This window comes from Gracilimonas sp. (assembly GCF_014762685.1).
GTDB lineage: Bacteria > Bacteroidota > Rhodothermia > Balneolales > Balneolaceae > Gracilimonas.
This window is the reverse complement of record NZ_JABURM010000006.1, coordinates 862,419-881,489: the sequence shown is the minus strand read 5'-3', so window position 1 is coordinate 881,489 and position 19,071 is coordinate 862,419. Positions and strand designations below refer to the sequence as shown.

Annotated in this window: 16 protein-coding genes; 5 read left to right on the top strand and 11 right to left on the bottom strand. The window is 42.4% G+C overall.

All coding sequences use genetic code 11. The annotated features are described in order from the left end of the window. Positions 1–14 precede the first annotated feature (14 nt). Together HUJ22_RS13490 and HUJ22_RS13485 are read right to left on the bottom strand one after the other, a co-directional pair. Entirely contained in the window at positions 15–794 is a 780-nt protein-coding gene (locus HUJ22_RS13490; RefSeq protein ID WP_290878225.1) for a biotin--[acetyl-CoA-carboxylase] ligase, read from the bottom strand. A 91-nt stretch (positions 795–885) separates the two neighbouring features. Beyond that, positions 886–1,185, bottom strand: a complete 300-nt coding sequence (locus tag HUJ22_RS13485; protein ID WP_290878224.1) for an isoamylase early set domain-containing protein — start codon at positions 1,183–1,185, stop codon at positions 886–888. Between the two features lie 369 nt (positions 1,186–1,554). Here HUJ22_RS13485 and secA point away from each other — a divergent pair, with 369 nt between their 5' ends. Then, entirely contained in the window at positions 1,555–4,938 is a 3,384-nt protein-coding gene (gene secA, locus HUJ22_RS13480; protein ID WP_290878223.1) for a preprotein translocase subunit SecA, read from the top strand. Positions 4,939–5,041: 103 nt separating this feature from the next. Continuing rightward, positions 5,042–5,803: a polyphosphate--glucose phosphotransferase gene (ppgK, locus tag HUJ22_RS13475; protein ID WP_290878222.1), complete on the top strand. Its 762-nt coding sequence runs from the start codon at positions 5,042–5,044 to the stop codon at positions 5,801–5,803. A gap of 8 nt (positions 5,804–5,811) precedes the next feature. On the opposite strand, the gene HUJ22_RS13470 is transcribed toward ppgK, so the two are convergent. The 6 genes from HUJ22_RS13470 to HUJ22_RS13445 all read right to left on the bottom strand — a co-directional run bounded on the left by HUJ22_RS13470 (position 5,812) and on the right by HUJ22_RS13445 (position 11,223). Continuing rightward, positions 5,812–6,207 carry a VOC family protein gene (locus HUJ22_RS13470; protein WP_290878221.1) on the bottom strand — a complete coding sequence of 132 codons (396 nt, stop codon included), beginning with the start codon at positions 6,205–6,207 and terminating at the stop codon, positions 5,812–5,814. Between the two features lie 44 nt (positions 6,208–6,251). Continuing rightward, a complete protein-coding gene (locus HUJ22_RS13465; RefSeq protein WP_290878220.1) occupies positions 6,252–6,695 on the bottom strand; it encodes a MarR family transcriptional regulator in 444 nt (147 codons plus the stop codon). Between the two features lie 149 nt (positions 6,696–6,844). Then, the gene (locus HUJ22_RS13460; RefSeq protein WP_290878219.1) at positions 6,845–7,177 is read right to left on the bottom strand and encodes a TraR/DksA C4-type zinc finger protein; all 333 of its coding nucleotides are present in this window, start codon (positions 7,175–7,177) and stop codon (positions 6,845–6,847) included. An 84-nt stretch (positions 7,178–7,261) separates the two neighbouring features. Next, positions 7,262–8,047, bottom strand: a complete 786-nt coding sequence (locus tag HUJ22_RS13455) for a hypothetical protein (protein ID WP_290878218.1) — start codon at positions 8,045–8,047, stop codon at positions 7,262–7,264. A gap of 130 nt (positions 8,048–8,177) precedes the next feature. Continuing rightward, positions 8,178–9,644 (bottom strand): hypothetical protein, encoded by a 1,467-nt coding sequence (locus tag HUJ22_RS13450; RefSeq protein WP_290878217.1) that lies wholly within the window; start codon positions 9,642–9,644, stop codon positions 8,178–8,180. 163 nt (positions 9,645–9,807) lie between these two features. Further along, positions 9,808–11,223: an amidohydrolase family protein gene (locus HUJ22_RS13445; RefSeq protein ID WP_290878216.1), complete on the bottom strand. Its 1,416-nt coding sequence runs from the start codon at positions 11,221–11,223 to the stop codon at positions 9,808–9,810. Between the two features lie 181 nt (positions 11,224–11,404). Here HUJ22_RS13445 and HUJ22_RS13440 point away from each other — a divergent pair, with 181 nt between their 5' ends. Both HUJ22_RS13440 and HUJ22_RS13435 read left to right on the top strand, forming a co-directional pair. Further along, positions 11,405–13,450 (top strand): S9 family peptidase, encoded by a 2,046-nt coding sequence (locus HUJ22_RS13440; RefSeq protein ID WP_290878215.1) that lies wholly within the window; start codon positions 11,405–11,407, stop codon positions 13,448–13,450. 167 nt (positions 13,451–13,617) lie between these two features. After that, positions 13,618–14,064, top strand: a complete 447-nt coding sequence (locus tag HUJ22_RS13435; RefSeq protein WP_290878214.1) for a TonB-dependent receptor plug domain-containing protein — start codon at positions 13,618–13,620, stop codon at positions 14,062–14,064. Positions 14,065–14,072: 8 nt separating this feature from the next. On the opposite strand, the gene HUJ22_RS13430 is transcribed toward HUJ22_RS13435, so the two are convergent. The 3 genes from HUJ22_RS13430 to hutH form a co-directional block, all read right to left on the bottom strand. Beyond that, entirely contained in the window at positions 14,073–14,543 is a 471-nt protein-coding gene (locus HUJ22_RS13430; RefSeq protein WP_290878213.1) for a DUF456 domain-containing protein, read from the bottom strand. A 37-nt stretch (positions 14,544–14,580) separates the two neighbouring features. Next, positions 14,581–15,753, bottom strand: coding sequence for an MFS transporter (locus HUJ22_RS13425; protein WP_290878212.1), 1,173 nt, complete (start codon positions 15,751–15,753; stop codon positions 14,581–14,583). A 66-nt stretch (positions 15,754–15,819) separates the two neighbouring features. Further along, positions 15,820–17,307, bottom strand: coding sequence for a histidine ammonia-lyase (hutH, locus tag HUJ22_RS13420; RefSeq protein WP_290878211.1), 1,488 nt, complete (start codon positions 17,305–17,307; stop codon positions 15,820–15,822). A 241-nt stretch (positions 17,308–17,548) separates the two neighbouring features. Between hutH and HUJ22_RS13415 the strand changes: the two genes are divergently transcribed. Next, the gene (locus tag HUJ22_RS13415) at positions 17,549–19,063 is read left to right on the top strand and encodes a peptide MFS transporter (protein WP_290878210.1); all 1,515 of its coding nucleotides are present in this window, start codon (positions 17,549–17,551) and stop codon (positions 19,061–19,063) included. The last annotated feature ends 8 nt before the right edge of the window (positions 19,064–19,071 follow it).

The following is a 19,071-nucleotide window of genomic DNA, read 5'->3' as shown; positions in this document are numbered from 1 at the left end:
AATAAGATCTGATTTCAACATTGAACTCTCACCTGCTCATAAGAAAAGGTTTTGATATCCAACTCTCTGTTCACTGCAACCAACTCTCCGGATTCATTTACCCCTAAAAATTTGTACTGCCCTTCAAGTTTCTCTTCATTTAACAGCAGGTTGGTCCACTCTCCGTATCCAATCATTTTATGATTAATCTGTTTCACCAAATCTGTATTAAACTGATTCCATAATCTATATCGGTATTCTATATTTTGAAGAATCTCAACCAATAACTTCTCTCTTGAATACTTTTTTGATGATTCCCTTCTTAATGATGTAGCCACCTCTCGCAATTCGCCGGGAAATTCAACCTGATTAACATTAAGTCCTATTCCAACTACTATCCGCTCCAGCTTATTACCTGTAAACTGGGTTTCGGTTAAAATACCGCACAACTTCTTTTTGTTATGTAAGACATCATTAGGCCATTTTATCATCGCTCTTAACCCGGAATATTTATTGATTACTTCTGTAACTGCCAAAGCACAGGCAAGAGTCAGGAGCGTAAATCTCTCCGCTTTTTTAGGTTCAAAAACTAAACTGAAAGTAAGGTTTTCTCCGGGGTTTGTATTCCATGTTCGATCATATTGCCCCCGCCCCCCTGTCTGATAATCGGTCAAAAAAAGCGCTCCGTGCAAGGAAGAATCACACTCTATTCTTTTTGCATAGGAATTAGTAGAAGGTAATTCCTCAAAAAAATAAACGCTGCGCCCCAACCAAGACGTAGCTAAATGCTTTTCAAGAACCTCGGTGTTAAACAAAATGGATGATTGAGTTAATGCTGACCTGTTTAGAAAATATTAAAAGTAAAACAATCACCTGAATGTTCCCCAAATTAAATTAAGAGCATCACTATTTGCCAACGACAATTACAGAATCTTCGGTTCCAAACTCGTTGGGCACATACTTATCTGCGGCATCATCATTTTGCCAGCGCTCACCGTCAATAAAGTATTTAAAGCGATACTCATTTTCAGGCTTCAGGCGAAGCGTAATACTCCATTTACCTTTTTTCTTTTCAAGGTGATCGGAATTTTTATCCCAGTCGTTAAAATCTCCCGCCACGGATACTTCATTTTTTGCCCATTCCTCCGGAAGAGCCAACATGGCTTTGCAAACCGTTCGTTTTGGTGTGAATTCTTTGGTAATCATAATAAATACGTTAATTCAATGAGTGAGTGAACATTGAATCTACCTATTAATTTTAATTCGTACAACATATTTAATAAAATTAAAATGATTAAATATTTTATTAACCTAAATAATTAATGAGTAAATAGTTTTATAGATAATTAAATTTTACACGGAAGCGGTTTCGGAGTTTAACTTCTATCAAATCTGATCTTTTACAATTAATTAAATTAAAATCCTGTTGCCCCCCTAATTCACCTAAAAATTACTGCCAATTTTAATTCTGGCAAGATATTTGTAATCATTAACGTGCAAACAGTTGAACCGCCCTGTTTATAAGGTTAACTTCTGTATTCAGAAAAAAAATTATCAGAGCACGAATATTCTATTATGTTAGATAAAATTGGTCAGATTATTACCAAAGTCTTTGGTTCCAAAAGTGAAAAAGACATTAAAAAAATTCAGCCTATCGTAGATGAAATAAAGAGCTACGAAGAGGAAATGAAGCAGCTTAGCGATGACGAGCTGAAAGCCAAGACTGAGGAGTTCAAGCAAAAAATCAAAGATGCCACAGCTGAAACAGTTGCTGAAATTCAAGAGATCAAGAAACAATTAGATGATATAGAAACTCTTTCTCCGGGCGAACACCGGGAAATGGCAGAATATCTCGATGAACTTGAACAACGAGAGCTGGATATCATTGAAGATGTCTTGGATGACATTTTGCCTGAAGCTTTTGCCGTTCTTAAAGATACTTGCCGTCGATTTGTCGGGAAGTCGTGGAAAGTGGGCGGAAATGAGACTACTTGGGAAATGATCCCTTATGACGTGCAGCTGATCGGGGCTATTGTATTGCACCAGGGAAGAATCGCAGAAATGAAAACCGGTGAAGGTAAAACACTCGTGGCCATTTTCCCGGCTTACCTGAATGCCCTAGCCGGAAAAGGCGTGCACATCATTACCGTAAACAATTATCTGGCCATGCGTGATGCTGAATGGAATGAGCCGATTTTTAACTTCCATGGACTCCATGTTGATTGCGTAGACCGCTATCAGCCCAGTACTGAACAGCGTCGAAAAGCCTATAAAGCCGACATCACCTATGGTACCAATAACGAATTTGGTTTCGATTACCTCCGTGATAATATGGTGATTGAGCAAGAACAGCTCGTACAGCGCGACCACCATTATACTATTATTGATGAGGTGGATTCTATCCTTATTGATGAAGCTCGTACTCCACTTATTATTTCAGGCCCTGTGCCGCAAGGCAATCAATCCGACAAATATGTGGAAATGAAGCCCCGTGTTGAAGCTTTGGTTCAGGCTCAAAAAAAATTAGTCGCTAACCTGGTTTCAGAAGGAAAGAAATTACTGGATGAAGGAGAGGAAGAAAAAGCCGGGCTTGCCCTTTTCCGTGCCGTTAGAGGTTTTCCAAAAAATTCACAACTCAGAAAACTTCAGCAGGACCCAAAGATTCAAAAATTAATTCAACGCACTGAATCATTTTACCTGCAAGATAACGCCAAAAATATGCCGGTAGTGGATGAGTTTCTCTACTACGCGGTAGACCCGAAGATGAATTCCATCGAAATGACCGAACAGGGACGGGAGTTCATCACCAAAAAAGGAGAGGACGAAGACTTTTTCATCATCCCGGATTTAGGAGAAGAAACCGCCGTTATAGAGAAGGAGATTGAAGAACTTCAGAAAGAGAAAATAGAGGAGATTGAAAATAATGACGAGTTCAGCGACGATTATAAAGAGAGGAAAATAGATGAAACCAAACAGGAAATCCGCCAGGAACGTGAACGCAGATTCAACGAACTGCATCGCAAATTTGCAGAACGCGGAGACCGTATACATACCGTTAATCAGTTACTGAAGGCATACACAAATTTTGAACGAGAAGAAGAATACATCGTTCAGGACGGTAAAGTCAATATTGTAGATGAGCATACCGGGCGGGTGCTTTCCGGCCGGCGTTATTCCGATGGATTGCACCAAGCTATTGAGGCTAAAGAAGAAGTCAAAGTGGAAGCCTCTACCCAAACTTATGCTACTATTACCCTTCAGAACTACTTCCGCATGTATAACAAGCTGGCCGGTATGACCGGTACCGCTGAGACGGAAGAGGGTGAATTCAACGAGATTTATGAACTGGACGTCGTGGTCATCCCAACCAATAAACCCATTGCACGGGATGATAAAGAAGATCTTGTTTTCAAAACCAAGCGAGAGAAATTCAACGCGGCCATCGAAAAGATTCAGGAATATCATGATAAAGGTCAGCCGGTGTTGGTAGGTACAACAAGTGTAGATGTATCCGAAACCATGAGCCGTATGCTGCAGCGAGCCGGCATTCCCCATAATGTGCTGAACGCCAAACAGCATGCCCGTGAAAGTGAAATTGTGAAGCAAGCCGGTGAAATTGGCGCTGTAACCGTTGCTACCAACATGGCCGGTCGCGGTACGGATATTAAACTGGCAAAAGGCGTTAAGGAAAAAGGCGGACTTGCAATTTTAGGTACCGAACGTCACGAATCGCGCCGTATTGACTTACAGCTTCGTGGTCGTGCCGGCCGACAAGGTGATCCCGGTGAAACTCAATTCTATGTTTCACTTGAAGATGATCTGATGGCAATGTTTATGTCGGATCGCGTGGCCAATGTAATGGACAAACTCAGCTTTGAAGAAGGCGAGGTTATCACTCATCCGTGGATTACCAAATCACTGGAAAGAGCTCAGAGCAAAGTGGAGCAAAATAACTTCAGCATCCGTAAGCGACAGCTGGAATATGATGATGTACTCAACAACCAGCGTAACGTAATTTATGCCCGCAGAAAGCATGCCCTCTCCGGAGATCAGCTGCGAACGGACATTATGGATATGCTTGATGATCTGGTCGAATCGCTGGTTCAGGAACATGTGGCCGCCGGAGATTATGAAGGCCTTCACGAAAACATCCTGCGCCATCTCGCGGTAGATGTAGAGTTTGACAAAGAAACCTGGTTCAACATGAACGAGCGTGATCTTGCAGATCATATCATCGACAAAGCACTGGAGGCGTACCGTAAAAAAGAAGAACGGATGGCCAAGCCGCTTTACCAGGTAATGAAGCGAATTAATGAAGCCAACCCAGATAACCGACCGGATAAAGTGCAGGTCATCTTTACCGATGGCATTCGCCGCATGCGTATTGTGGTTGATGTGGAAGCAGCCCTTGAAAACGAAGGCCGTGAAGTGGCCCGGGCTCTTGAAAAAAGTGCGATACTATCCATTATCGATCAAAAATGGATGGAGCATTTGCGGGAACTGGATTCCGTAAAAGAGGGAATCGGACTTCGATCATTCGCTCAAAAAGACCCCCTCCTGGAATACAAGCGAGAAGCTTTTGATATGTTTAAAATGTTGCTCGATGATATCAATCAGGAAGCTATTTCACTGATCTGGAAGGCCATCCCTGAAGTACAGGCCGAGGACTCCAAATTGCAAAAAGCACAAAAACAGAAATCGCGCTTCGATACTTCTGCCATGGAAACCCAACACGCCGATTCTACCGGAATGGGGCTCAAAGCTCCGGCTCCACAGCAAGACGGGCAGAAACCGCAAGGCGGAAATGCCAAACGACAACCTGTGGAAGTAGCGGATGAACCCGGACGAAATGATTATGTCACTGTTCAGAATATGAACACCGGTGAAAATAAAGAAGTGAAGTGGAAATACGCCAAACGCATGATCGACGAAGAGGGTTGGGTCTTGGTTGAGAAATAATCGCTATTCGTAACATATTAGGGATGCAAGATTTTGCGTCCCTACTATGTACCTATTAATTTTTTCGCTATGTTTATGCCCGAATTAACTCAACAAGACACGCGTGGAAGTATTAGGGATTGATATTGGCAGCTATGGCATCAAAGGGGCTATCGTAGATACTGAAAAAGGTGAAATCGTATCCAAAAAAAGAACAACGGATAAAATTGACGATACCCGCCCTCATAAACTCATCTCCAAGCTACATAAGGTGGTCAAGAAATTTGATTGGGACGGACCGATTGGGTGCGCCTTTCCCGCTGCAACCAGTAAAGGAATCGTACTCTCTACCACTCGCATGGATCAGGGCTGGGTGGATGCCGATGCCGATCATCTCTTTACCGAAATCTCCGGGTGTAACGTAAGTGTAATCAACGATACCGATGCCGTTGGGCTGGCAGAAATGAAATTCGGGGTGGGGCAGGGACAACGCGGAACCGTGATCGTTTTGACGGTGGGAACCGGAATTGGCTCCTCTCTTTTTATTGACGGAATACTGGTTCCGAATACCGAACTTGGCCAAATTGAGATTAAAGGCATCAGCATTGAAGAGCGGGCATCCAACAGGGTTCGTAAAGAAGAGGGTATCCGAAAAAAAACCTGGGGCAAGCGGCTTCAGTTAGTCCTTGAACAGTACGAACGGTTATTCCATCCCGATCTTTTTATCCTTGGCGGACAGCTTTCCAAGAAAGCTGGTAAAACTTTTCCATACATCAAGATCAAAACCAAGTTTAAAGCCGCCAGCCTTTTGAACAATGCCAGTATTGTGGGCGCTGCTTATTATGCGGCTTCCGTGCAGTTGCAGAATAAAGAATTTTATAGGTGAAAATTAGTTTAGTCATTCGAATGCAACGCCACCCTGTTTCCTTCACTATCAATAATCACCGCCATATAGCCGTTTTCTTCGGTAATTAATCGCTTTGGAATGGTTATTTTTCCGCCGGCTACTTCCACCCGATTCAATATAATATCTAAATCAGGGTTGGCATTCAAATAGACCAAGGGCCCTTTATGGTCACTGGGGGTATACCACTCTTCGTTTTGGATGAGCGTGCCGCCTACACTTCCGCTTTCGGCCGGGAAGAGCGCCATCTTAAGTCCGTCCCCAATATCCAATGTTGGCATTTCGAAGGCAAATATGGTTTCGTAGAATTTTTTGGCACGCTTTATATCATTTGCCGGAATCTCAAACCAGTTAAGTGCATTATTCATCTTTATTTCGCTTCCCATTTAATTTATTGATTCACCGATAGTAGGTGATGGAAGCATCAAATTCAAGACCTGCTCTTTTCCAGCAATAAATTCAATTGCTCGGCTTCTTCTTCCGTGAGCAAATTAAATTCCCGGTCCAGTTCATCCATACGATCTTCAATTTGAGCCAGCAACCGCAGTCCTTCGTATTTGATAAATACCTGCACAAGACGACCGTCATTAGGACTTTTACGCTTTCTGACTAAATCCTTTTCAATCAACCGGTCTACCAATCTCGAAGTATCAGAACTTTTGTCAATCATCAGAGCCTGAATTTCCTTAGTTGACATAGGTTCATTATTCGCTTCCTTCAGAATCCTGAGAATAGATAATTGCTGTTGCGTAACATTGAATTCATCCAGGAAATCTTTTAGGGCAGAACGAAGCCAAACCTCAGTTTCAAAAATATTCTCGCGTAATTTTTGCCATACGCCATTCTCACTTACCCGGGTGATCGTAGTGTCCATAATGTATTTTTTAGTAGATGATATAAATTACACTGAATATAATGTCTAAACATCAATGTTCAAACAAATAATACTTAATGAGATAATATCATACAATTTTGGCAGTCATCCCCATGAAAAGATTCGGGACTTTTTAGAATCTACAGGTATTAACCAACACAATTGACACAGCGGGTGGTATGCGGCATGTATTCAAGTCGGCCAAAGGGTATTTCACTTGCGCATTTGGTACAGATTCCAAAGTTGCCGGATTCCGAGTTTTCTAACGCCCGTTCTAATTTTTTTAGCTGCTGTGTTTTTTCTCTTAGAGAAGACTCATTGATGGTTTTGTTATTGATGGCATCCATCCGTGAAACCCGGCCAATAGAAGCATCCAGAGGTATAGGCTTTACCAATTCTTTCAGTTCCTGGATTTCCTCTTTGACTTCCTCAATCCGGGAAGTAATTATTTTAATAAGCTTCTTCTTTTCCACATCTGTCATAACCTGAAGATAGTGAAGTACTCATCCGGTGCCAATTGTTTCAAAATTATAACAAAAAGAAAGGGTACAATGCCGACTGAAATATTACTCGAAAGAGTCAACAAGTAGCCACAACTCACTTTTAACAATATCACGAGTGGCATAAATGGCTTCGAACATTTTATTTATATCCGTACCGGGCATCACGCTTTTTATAAGCTCATTGGTAAATCCATACTCAATGTCGTTGAGCTCTTCATAGTAATCAATCGTGGCAAAATTATATTGATAATCCAGCCCACCGGGTTTTAATAATGAATAAGTCCTCCAGCTGTACATTTCGCCCTGTTCAATACGTGCTTCGTGAAGCGGACGAGCCATATCATTTTCGAGAGTAATATATTCAGCTTCTTTTCCGGGTTTTACCATCATATAATTCATAACTGCGTATAAGCCGGGGGCTTTTTCTACATTATTCATTGTGCCCGCCTCTGTTTTCCAGAGTTCAGAAAATTGATGAGTTGCCAAATCAAAAGTTTGCTGCATTATATCCGCTTCAAGATCGGCTATTTGCTTCCTCATCTCCCCATTGACTTCTACCATTGTATTCAGCTCATCAAAAGTAGTAAGTAAAACATAATTATAATCTGCTGCCTGCCCACCGGGATAAGCTACACGATAGAAATACCACCCGGTTATCTTTTCCTTATCAATTTTATTTTCATACAATGGCTTCCACTGTGTCTGAACAAACTCTTCAAATTCAGTATAATCTTCGGCTTTCACCTTGAGGTAATCAAAATTAAGATAAGCTCCCTCTTCAGTTTGTGAGTAGCCGAGACTAACCATCATCAGCATAAACATGCACGTGAGTAATACAATCCTTTTCATAACATCCCCCAGAAATTGTTTTACAAGCTTTACATTTACAATGTAATACAATCTGGCAAAAATTCAAGCACAATCGTACTAAATCCCGCCTAAAGTCCTTTCTAATTTGGCTTTATCCTACAACAAAAACTTACTGCCCTGAAATCTTAGCCATAGCCTTTTCTTTGCCCAAAAGTGACCGTCGCCGTTCAGGAGTTCGTTCCAATTGCATTTCATAAGCCTCTGCCGCCTTAACATACTTATTCAGCTCCATCAAAACATCTCCCAGTAATTCATACGATGGCTTCACTATGGTAGGCGGGCCAAAATCAATTGGTAATTCCACTTCAGCAGCAACCGCTTCTTTCAATAACGACAACCCGGCTTCCACTTCTCCCTCCTCAATCAAAAGCAGGCTTTCGATTTGATTTATCTGAATATTGCGTTCTTCAGTTTCGGGGAGATCCATCATAGCATCAATACTATGGCGTGCTTGATCAATATTGTCACGTTGTACCGCGGCAAATGCTGTGGTAAATAAATGATTTAAGTTGGATGTGTTATCCTCTAAAGCCCATTGATCAGCCACTTCCCAGTTTTCGGTATCTACTACATAATGGCTTCTCATTATTGAAAAATGCCATTCTTCACTTCCTGTTGGATTACCTTCAATTCTTTCCCTGCACACATTCAGCACATTTTTGGCTTCATCAACTGCCCCTTCCTGTAAATATCCGTACTCCAACCACCAGGTGTAATGGCCACAAACAGTAATTTCCTCGTCAAGCTCTTTTTGGCGGGATTGCTGCACATCCCGGGCTACGATATTCGCATCAATGGTCTCTTCCCACATTCCCAGTGCCAGGAAAATATGGGAGGTCATATGTTGGGCATGAGCCGCAGCTGGAGCAATCTTGGAATATGCCTTGGCCATCGGTAACCCAAGTGGAGCGTGTATCGGGTCGTCAAAGGAGTGAATGAGGTAATGTGCCGCCCCCGGATGGTTCGGATTTTCATTCCAAACGTCGAATAATTCGGCGGCTGCTTTCATATAGGTACCATAGTCACGGCCTTCATGCGCACTTCCTAAAATTGACAAACCATAAAACACTGTAATTTCATGATCATTGGGATATTTTTCGTGAAGATCAGCCATATATTCCATATAAAGATCATCCCTTTCTTCTTTTGATCTGCCCTCACTTTCAGCTGTATTTCCATATAAGACCTCTAATGACATCAATAGATCTTTTTCTCGCTGAGTTGAAGCCATAGCTTGCCGGCTTTCAACGGTCTCTCCCAAGTTTGTTAGCACCTCCATGGCGGCCTGCCGGTTTTGCTGAAACCAAATGGGGTGATTATGAGATTTAGCTTCTCCGTAGTAAGCCATTACAAAATCAGGATCAATTTCCCGTGCCCGTTGAAAAGCCCGTGCTGCATCCGCATATTCAAAATTGTGAAGAAATTTCACCCCTTCTTTAAAATCATCCTGAGCCGCTACTTCCCCTGAATTAGGAAAATCAATTTTGCCCAAAAGCTTGTTTTGGGCTGTTACATCTATGGTTAATAATACTAATGAAACAAGCGTTATTAGAAAGCAAGTAGAATAAAATTTCATGACGCTAAAATTTAGAGATTTGGTGCTTACCTAATGATATACAAAAAAGGTGGCAAATATGAAGCGTACTATTCTTATTCCTTAAACAATCTTTACAAAGTTACTTGGTAAGCCTTGGTTTATTCCAGCTCGTTGTAACTTTGGAAAGGTTAACCACGGCAACCTAATTCCCCTGAATCTCGTCAACCCTCATCAACTCCCCTTTAATCATTACATGCGTTAGCGACCGCATATTGGAAATATCTTCAGCCGGATTTTCTTCCAGTAAAATCAGGTTTCCAAATTTACCGGCTTCCAATGTTCCGAAGTCATCCAGTCTCCGCATAGACATAGCCCCGTTTTTAGTAGCCATCACAATCAAATCTTTTGGCGGGATTCCTGCCTGCTGCATCGCATCCATTTCATCAAAAATTGAAACTCCGTGAAGAGTGCCCGGATTGCCTGCATCGGTTCCAACTACAATTGGAATACCGGACTCATATACTTTCTTCAGGTTCTGGAGTTGAATATCACTGATTATATCTGTTTCAGGATTAAAGTTTTTAAGTCTTTCTTTAAACTCATTTGTCAACCTGGGATGATCTTTAAATTGTGAAGCCGTTGTTACCAAATCCATCGTTTTAGCATCCACACATCCGTTGGGATCATTTATCTCAAGCGGGGCAATGCCGGCGGCTGCACGAAAGGCGAGCGTATAACCGGCACTGACAATAAGTGTTGGATTATATATGGTACCATTCTCCATGGCGAGAGTTAAAAACTCGTCATCAACCCCGGTATCGGCCACACTGTGAACCAATAATTTTGCCCCGTTTTTCATTGCTGCTTTGGCTTGCTTCAATGTTGTGGCATGTGCAATCATTTGATTTCCCAGCCGGCGAATTTCCTCTGCTGTAGCTTCAACGTAACTCATATACTCTTCGTCATCTGCACGAAGCCCCCAGAACTTAATGCCCGTACTCCCCAGGGCAGACATATATTGAACCATTGTTTTACCTGTCTCTTCAGAATCGAGCGGTACAAGAACCCTGTCGGAGGGAAGATCAAATGGTGCGCCGGGAACCGGTGTCAACAAAGGGCCGGCAGCCGCTACATGGGGTGCCATTGGGTTCTTCTCAGCTGATTCTTGCAACCCAACCGACCAGCTCATTCCGCCTACATCATAAACCGCAGTTATCCCGGAACATAGATAGGTATCATAATAGCGTTCCGGGTTTTGTTGCTGATAGGCAGCTACTTCCGGAAATGGATAGGTTTCATTAAGATCCATGGCATCGGGACGACTGTCAAAAAAACCGGTTTGGAAGAAATGCATATGTGCATCCACCAACCCCGGTGTAATAAACTTTCCGGCAGCATCAACCACTTCAGAACCTAATGGTATAGAGCATTCACCTGATTTCCCCACGCAATCTATTTCCCGGTTCCTTATTACAATTACACTGTTTTCAATAGCTTCATTACCGGTACCATCAAATAGAGTAGCTCCTTTGATCGCAATATATTCTGAATCTGTTTTTGAACAAGAAAATATTGAAAGCACAAAAACAGTAACCACCATTAAATAAGAAAAGCGCATTATTACACCCGTTAATTAACATGAATTGGGAATTACGAAATAATAATGTTCATATCAAATCGTGTTATATGTTTTCTTTTAAATTCATACCGAATTCATATAATATTGACTCATTATCTTCAGTTAAACTTTTGCTCTGACCATGTAAAAAACTTTTTGAACCAATAATAAGGAGTTAATTATGAACCGATTCAGCACAGGCATACCAATTAGGCCAATGATCTTTTTCATTGCCATTATGTTTGGATTCACACAAACGGGAATTGCACAAAACGGACTTACCCCAACACAAGTTTCTCAAATTAAAAGTGTCGGGTCTGTATATCTTTCACCCGATGGTAATACAGCAGCTTATACTGTTTTAGTTCCTGCTGATCCATTTAAAAATAATGCTCCGGCAAGTGCTCACCTGTATCTGCTTGATTCGCAAACCGGAAGCACTAAACCCTTTATAACAGGCCGAAGTGTGAGTGGGGTTGCCTTTCGTCCAAATCATAACAGCATAACCTATCTTGATAAGCAAGATGGTGATAATACCCGGTCTATTTATGAGATCTCGCTGGATGGAGGAGAAGCTCAAAAGTTGTATTCTTTTAAAACCAATATTATTGGATATGAGTGGGCTGCTGATGGGAATCATATCGTTTTCAGAGCTGCAGAACCTAAAGAATCTGGAGATTCACCTTTACCATATCAGCCGGAAATCTATGAGGAAAACCTCACGAACACCTGGGCATATATCCAGAATATAGCCCGTGAAGACCATAATCCAGATCGCATTCCTGTTGCAGGAACCGTTTATACAGCACGATGGAGCCCGGATCAAACTAAGATCGCAGTAGCAGCCGCACCCACGCCTTTGGTTGATGATTCTTTTATGGCCCAAACAGTATATATAATAGATCACAAAACTCGTGAAATATTGACGGAAGTAGATCATACCGGGAAATTGGGACAATTTACCTGGAGCCCGGATGGCAAGAAAATTGCCATGATCGCAGCTGCCGATATTAATGACCCTATCGCCGGGCGGCTTAAAATGATCAATCCTGAAAATGGTTCTGCCACCCTTTTACAAAAAGATTTCAAGGGAATGTTTGAACAGATTGAATGGACCGATGACAACACCCTCCACTACCTGGCCAGTAAAGGTGTATGGTCTGAATTCGGGAGCATCCGAAGCGATGGAAGCCGCATGAATGTGATCATTCCAACCGGAGGTCCCATCCTCAAAGCTTTTGCTCATGCTTCCAACGGCACCCATGTTTTTGATGTGAGCACCCCAACTCATCCCGATGAATTGTACCTGATGAAAAAGGGTCAAAAATCACCCAAACGAATCACCAACAGCAATCCCTGGTTAGATGAGGTAGAACTTGGCAAGCAGGAAGTCATCACTTATACCACAAAAGATGGATTTGAAATAGAAGGTCTGTTGATCTACCCGGTTGATTACCAAGAAGGCACCCAGTATCCGCTGATCAATGTAATCCATGGAGGCCCGGAAGCGCATTATGACAATGGCTGGCTCACTTCTTACTCTATGGCCGGACAAATGGGTGCGGCTGACGGTTTTGCCGTTTTCTATCCGAACTACCGCGGAAGTACCGGCAGGGGCATTCAATTTGCCATGAGCAGCCAAGGTGACCTGGCCGGGGCTGAATTTGACGACATTGTAGAAGGAGTGGATTACCTGATCGACAAAGGTATTGCGGATCCATCCAAAGTAGGTGTTACCGGAGGATCTTACGGAGGATATGCTACCGGTTGGCTTAGCACCAAATACAGTGACCGTTTTGCAGCTGGAGTGATGTTTGTCGGGATTAGCAACAACCTTTCTAAGTGGGGTACCAGTGATATCCCTGAAGAGTTATACCATGTGCATGCCCGCAAGCGAATTTGGGAAGATTACCAGGATTACCTGGAGCGCAGCCCCATCTATCACGTAGACAATGCAAAAACACCACTGTTGATTATGCACGGAAAAGAAGACACCCGGGTTGATCCGGGGCAATCGTACGAACTGTACCGACATATCAAAACTCGCACCGATACTCCGGTCCGATTGGTATTATATCCGGGCGAAGGCCATGGAAATCGTAATGCAACTGCTCAATATGATTATAGCCTGCGCTCCATGCGCTGGTTCAATCAATATCTAAAAGGTGAAGAAGCCACACGCCCTGATAGCGAACTTGAAATTGAAGAAATGAGAATAGACAATTAATCATAATAGTATCTTACCCATCTAAAGCCTCTGCAAAATGCAGGGGCTTTTCTTATTTACCAAAAATTTATTTCTTCCCTCTATTTACTTATAAAAAACATCCCAAAACTTGATTAAGTGAAGAAATTTGCTAGCTTTTTTTTAATGAAAATATATCATGCCAAATTATGAGCATTCAAAAATCTTATACGTTTCTCAAAACAGGACTACTTAGTATAAGTTTGCTCCTAATCTTTTTTACCTCAGCGTGCACTTCTACTGCAAACGTAAACGATAAGAATGGGACCAATGTAACGGAACAATCAGCTGAAAATGGCAACGATTACGAAAATTTAGATTTAACAAATCGCCTTAGAAGAATGTCGGGAGTAACGGTCCGAGGAAGTGGTGAAAATGCTTTCATAGCTGTACGAGGAAGAGAGGGAGGGTCTTTAAGCAGCAATAGAACTCCATTATTTGTCATTAATGGACAAGCTATAAATTCTAGTTACAGCCAAATTTATCACATGGTTCATTCCTTCGACATTAAAAGTGTACAGGTATTAACTTCAGCAGAAGCTGCGAGATATGGAAACCAGGCATTGAATGGAGTTATCGTAATAACTACCAAATGAGATGGGCTTTAAAGATTTGAAAAATAATAAAACGCCATAACCCCAGCTGCCATCACTTTAAGTCCCGTTGCAGCCATAAAGCCCGCAAAAGCCCCCAAAGCTGATTTCAAAGCACGATCAGATTTCTGTCCCGCTATAATTTCACCTGCAAAAGCTCCTAACAATGGTCCAATCACAAACCCGATGGGCGGGAAAAAGAGTCCTACAACCAATCCAATAACACTTCCCGTTACCGCAAATGGGGAGCCGCCTGATTTTTTAGTAGCCCAGGCCGGAATCACATTATCCAGCACAAATCCCAAAAGAATTACGATAACCAGCCAAACCAACATAAATGAAATTGAAAACGGGGTATAAAGTAATTGAAGTATGAGCAAACCGATATAACTGAACGGCAAGCCGGGAACTACAGGAAGAAAAGCTCCAATGAGTCCGGCTATGATAAATGCAGCACCTAATATAATCCATAAAATTTCCATAGCGGTTACACGATAAAAGTAAAATAAAGGTTACAGTTTAGCTCTCGGTTTTAAAATTTCGTAATGCAAGTAACCCAATCAATGGGCCAAATAGCATTATCCAGAAAACACCGGGATTGTCAAATGAAATCCATGAAAAATTCACCAGTTGAATACTTAGAATGGTAATCGCAAAACCAATGCTATTTACAATAGTGAGACCGGTAGCTACATACGAACGATCTGCAGAACCGGCTACCATGGCTGAAAATTGCGGGGAATCCGGAATTACAAAAATACCCCAGGTCAACAAGAATAACACAAAAATCCAAGCCGGAGCCTGAAATAAAAATGGAATTAACAGACAACATAATCCTGATATCAGCAGTGAATTATATGCTACTTTTTTACTTCCCCATTTTAACGAAAAATGTCCGCCTACAGCACAACTTGCTCCCCCAATTCCGATTATGATAAACGACCACAATGGAATATTCAGAATGATATCTGAATGGTAGACATAATAGGCCAACATCACAGGAACAAACGCCCAGAAAGTGTACAACTCCCACATATGACCAAAATATCCGAATGCCGCTGACCGAAAATTTTTGTTTTTAAACAACGTGAATAAAGCCGAAGGTTTAAAAGCCCCGGTTTTGCCTTTATACGGTCCATCCGGTACCGTAAGATAAAGCAGAAGTCCCCCGGAAAAACTGACAACAGAAGTACTATGTAATACAAACCGCCAGGGTAAGTCACCGCCGGCATATTTTAAAAAGTGAGGAAAAGCCGTGCCCACAACTAACGCTCCAACCAAATACCCAAGGGCTTTTCCCAGTCCTTTTTCATGCCAATCGGAGGCGATCTTCATTCCTACCGGATAGATTCCGGCGAGAAAAAAACCGGTAAAAAAACGAGCCAATATTATCTCTGTGAAATCTCCCGCCAAAGTAGTCAATGCATTAAAAATAGCCCCCAGAAAAGAACAAGCTAAAAACACCTTTACCGGGGAAATACGATCGGCCACATTAAGAATGGCAAAAACAAGCGTTCCGACTATAAACCCTGCCTGAACAGCCATTGTAATATAGCCGATGGTTGGTCCAAGCAAGCCAAGTTCCCGGACAAGGTCAGGCACTACCGCATTGCCGGCAAACCAAAGAGAGGTTCCCGCAAATTGAGAGAATACAATAACCGGTAAAATATGCCGTGGAATTTGTTTATTCATAACAAAGAATAAACGAAAGTGTACACCCTAAAAAAAGTCATTTATTTATTCAGAAAATACTTTCAATTACTTGAGTTCAAGAGGTTCGAAAAGTTCAGCATTCGAAAGCAATGTAACCGCTGTGTTAATTTCATCCCTGAAATAATGATCTTCCCGGGCATGAGGGATGTGTTCCCTTATATACTTGTGCGCTAAATCCACTCCTTTCCCAGGCTTTAACGGCTTTCTAAAATCCAAAGCTTGTGCAGCCGTAAATAGTTCGATAGCCAACACCTGCTCCACATTTTTGAACACATTCAGCAGCTTTAAGGCCCCTATACTTCCCATACTCACATGATCTTCCTGTCCCAGGCTGGTTGGGATAGAATCAACTGATGCGGGATGGCAAAATACTTTATTCTCCGAAACCAAGGCCGCTGCGGTGTACTGTGGAATCATAAACCCGGAATTAATCCCGGTCTCTTCCATAAGCAATTCAGGCAACCCGTCGTGCCCTTCAAGCATTAAATAAGTACGCCGTTCTGAAATACTCGCTATTTCTGCCAATGCTATGGCCGCATAATCTAAAACCAATGCCAATGGCTGGCCATGGAAATTACCCCCGCTTATGATATCTCCATCCGGGAAAACCAGCGGGTTATCCGTCACTGAATTAATTTCAGTTTCTACGGTAGAAACACAATGCGCAATAGCATCCCGGCTGGCGCCATGTACCTGGGGAATGCACCGTAATGAATACGGGTCCTGGACCTTACCGCAATTTCGGTGCGATTCCAGGATCTCGCTTTCCTCAAGTAACTTTCGGACATTCCCGGCTACCACTTGCTGTCCCGAATGCGGTCTGATTTCATGTATTCGCCTGTCAAATGGTTTGATACTGCCTTGCAAAGCTTCCAGACTCATTGCTCCTAAAAGATCAGCTACCTTCTGTAAGTTAAGTGCTTTTTCAAGTACAAATGCCCCATACGCACTCATCAGCTGTGTGCCGTTTATCAGCGACAGGCCGTCTTTGGGCTGAAGGTCAATGGGTTCCAGATTGTGTCTTTTGAGGAGCTGGTCAGCCGGAATAATATCGGTTCCTTCTTCATTCCAAAATGAGCCAAACCCAAGAAGCGGTAACGACATATGTGCCAGTGGAGCTAAATCACCCGAGGCGCCTACACTTCCCTTTTCGGGAACTGCCGGGATCAAATCGTGATCTGAAAAATAGATTAGCCGATCAAAAGTCTCTTTGGAAATCCCTGAATAACCCAAACCCAGCGCATGTATTTTAAGCTGCAGCATGAGCCGTGAAATATCTTTACTGATTAAATCACCTGTTCCCACGGCGTGTGATAAAATCAAATTTCGCTGCAGTTGCTTAAGCTGATCTTCACCAATGCGTTTGCTGGCTAAAATGCCAAAACCCGTATTGATTCCGTAAAAGGCTTCATTTTTGGTGAGCGCCTCATCCACCACTGCTCTTGACTTTAAAACCGGTGCCGGATCTTTTTTTAGTTGTGATATTGACTCTTCGATATCACGGTACAAACTGCTGATCTTAATTTTTTTCATATTTTCCTTTTTTCATTCACCTGCCAATGTAACTTTTCCAAAGTTACTATTGGGTAAAAGTTGAAACTTCACTTAGCATTAACTTTTGAAAAGTTACTCTAAGGCAATCATTTGGCAATGGATTGCAAAGGCAAAGGTCGTCAGTTCGGCACTTGAATTCAATCCCTTCTTGCAACCGATCAGCTGTTTAGGTATCATCGGGCACTTTGCGGATTTTCACCTTAACCTAATTTTCATTTTTATGGCAAACGATACAAAAGACACCAGCACTTCTTTCATGGGGCACCCAAGGGGTTTAGCCACATTATTTTTTACTGAAATGTGGGAAAGGTTTAGTTACTATGGAATGCGTGCCATCCTTGTTCTTTTTATGGTAGATGCCATCAACACCGGCGGACTTGGATTAGATGACAAAACCGCCACGGCAATATATGGGCTTTACACCATGTTTGTATACTTGCTGGCACTTCCCGGAGGATGGCTGGCTGATAAATTTATGGGCCTCCGTAATGCTATATGGTACGGTGGTATCATCATTGCAGCCGGGCATTTTTCAATGGCTATTCCTACCGACCAAACCTTTTACCTGGGTCTTGTACTTATTGTGATAGGAACCGGATTTCTTAAACCAAACATCAGTAGTATCGTTGGGGGATTATATTCCGATGACGAACCTGCTCGTCGCGATGCCGGTTTTTCTATTTTCTATATGGGTATCAATATTGGGGCATTTATTGCTCCTCTTGCAACCGGCTGGTTGGGAGAAAGTATCAACTGGCATTATGGATTTGGCCTTGCCGGAGTTGGAATGGTACTTGGGCTCATTCAGTATAAACTCACAGAAAATTATTTAGGAGATATTGGCTTACACCCGGAACAACTGGATGATCCTGTAAAACAGGCTAACCGCCATTCCCGTATTAAAAATGCGCTTTGGGGTATTGGTGCTGCTTTAACAATCTTAGTTGGCTTGGTGATGGGCGGAGTGATTACCATCGATCCCGTAGCTATTGCTGATGCTTCCGGTATCGTTATTTTTGGATTAGTTATCGCTTATTTCGTTTATGTTTTTGTGGCAGAGGAGCTCACAAAAGACCAACAAAAGAAAATTGGTGTTATTGCTCTCCTTTTTATCTTTTCCGCAATTTTTTGGTCCGGTTTTGAACAAGCCGGTTCTTCACTGAACCTTTTTGCCGAGCGTTATACCGACCGGTTAATGTTTGGGTGGGAAATGCCCGCAAGCTGGCTTCAATCTGTTAATGCCTTTTTCATTATCACACTGGCCCCTGTTTTTGGATGGCTTTGGGTATGGTTGGCAAAACGAACTTTGGAACCTTCTACACCGGTTAAATTTGCATTAGGGTTAATCTTCCTCGGAATTGGATTTTTAGTGATGATGGTCGCTTCCTACTATGTAGTTGATGGCAATCAGGTGTTACCAACATGGCTGATCATGACCTACCTCTTTCACACTATTGGTGAGCTTTGCTTGAGCCCGGTTGGATTGAGTGCTGTAACCAAACTGGCCCCTAAAAAACTGGTTGGACAAATGATGGGTATTTGGTTTATGTCTATCGCCTTTGGAAACCTGATCGCCGGACGTGTTGCCGGTCAGTTTAATCAGGAAGATATAGCAGCAGACCCCGCTTTACTGCCAGATCTGTTTTGGATCATTGTGATCACAACTGTAGGCGGCGGACTTGTAATGCTGTTATTGAGTAAGCCTATTCGTAAACTGATGGGGAATGTGCGTTAATACGACCC

Coding starts and splice junctions, on each gene's coding strand:
- HUJ22_RS13485 (WP_290878224.1), bottom strand. CDS start 1,185: ATGATTACCAAAGAATTCACACCAAAACGAACGGTTTGCAAAGCCATG.
- secA (WP_290878223.1), top strand. CDS start 1,555: ATGTTAGATAAAATTGGTCAGATTATTACCAAAGTCTTTGGTTCCAAA.
- HUJ22_RS13470 (WP_290878221.1), bottom strand. CDS start 6,207: ATGGGAAGCGAAATAAAGATGAATAATGCACTTAACTGGTTTGAGATT.
- HUJ22_RS13465 (WP_290878220.1), bottom strand. CDS start 6,695: ATGGACACTACGATCACCCGGGTAAGTGAGAATGGCGTATGGCAAAAA.
- HUJ22_RS13460 (WP_290878219.1), bottom strand. CDS start 7,177: ATGACAGATGTGGAAAAGAAGAAGCTTATTAAAATAATTACTTCCCGG.
- HUJ22_RS13455 (WP_290878218.1), bottom strand. CDS start 8,047: ATGAAAAGGATTGTATTACTCACGTGCATGTTTATGCTGATGATGGTT.
- HUJ22_RS13450 (WP_290878217.1), bottom strand. CDS start 9,644: ATGAAATTTTATTCTACTTGCTTTCTAATAACGCTTGTTTCATTAGTA.
- HUJ22_RS13445 (WP_290878216.1), bottom strand. CDS start 11,223: ATGCGCTTTTCTTATTTAATGGTGGTTACTGTTTTTGTGCTTTCAATA.
- HUJ22_RS13440 (WP_290878215.1), top strand. CDS start 11,405: ATGAACCGATTCAGCACAGGCATACCAATTAGGCCAATGATCTTTTTC.
- HUJ22_RS13435 (WP_290878214.1), top strand. CDS start 13,618: ATGAGCATTCAAAAATCTTATACGTTTCTCAAAACAGGACTACTTAGT.
- HUJ22_RS13430 (WP_290878213.1), bottom strand. CDS start 14,543: ATGGAAATTTTATGGATTATATTAGGTGCTGCATTTATCATAGCCGGA.
- HUJ22_RS13425 (WP_290878212.1), bottom strand. CDS start 15,753: ATGAATAAACAAATTCCACGGCATATTTTACCGGTTATTGTATTCTCT.
- hutH (WP_290878211.1), bottom strand. CDS start 17,307: ATGAAAAAAATTAAGATCAGCAGTTTGTACCGTGATATCGAAGAGTCA.
- HUJ22_RS13415 (WP_290878210.1), top strand. CDS start 17,549: ATGGCAAACGATACAAAAGACACCAGCACTTCTTTCATGGGGCACCCA.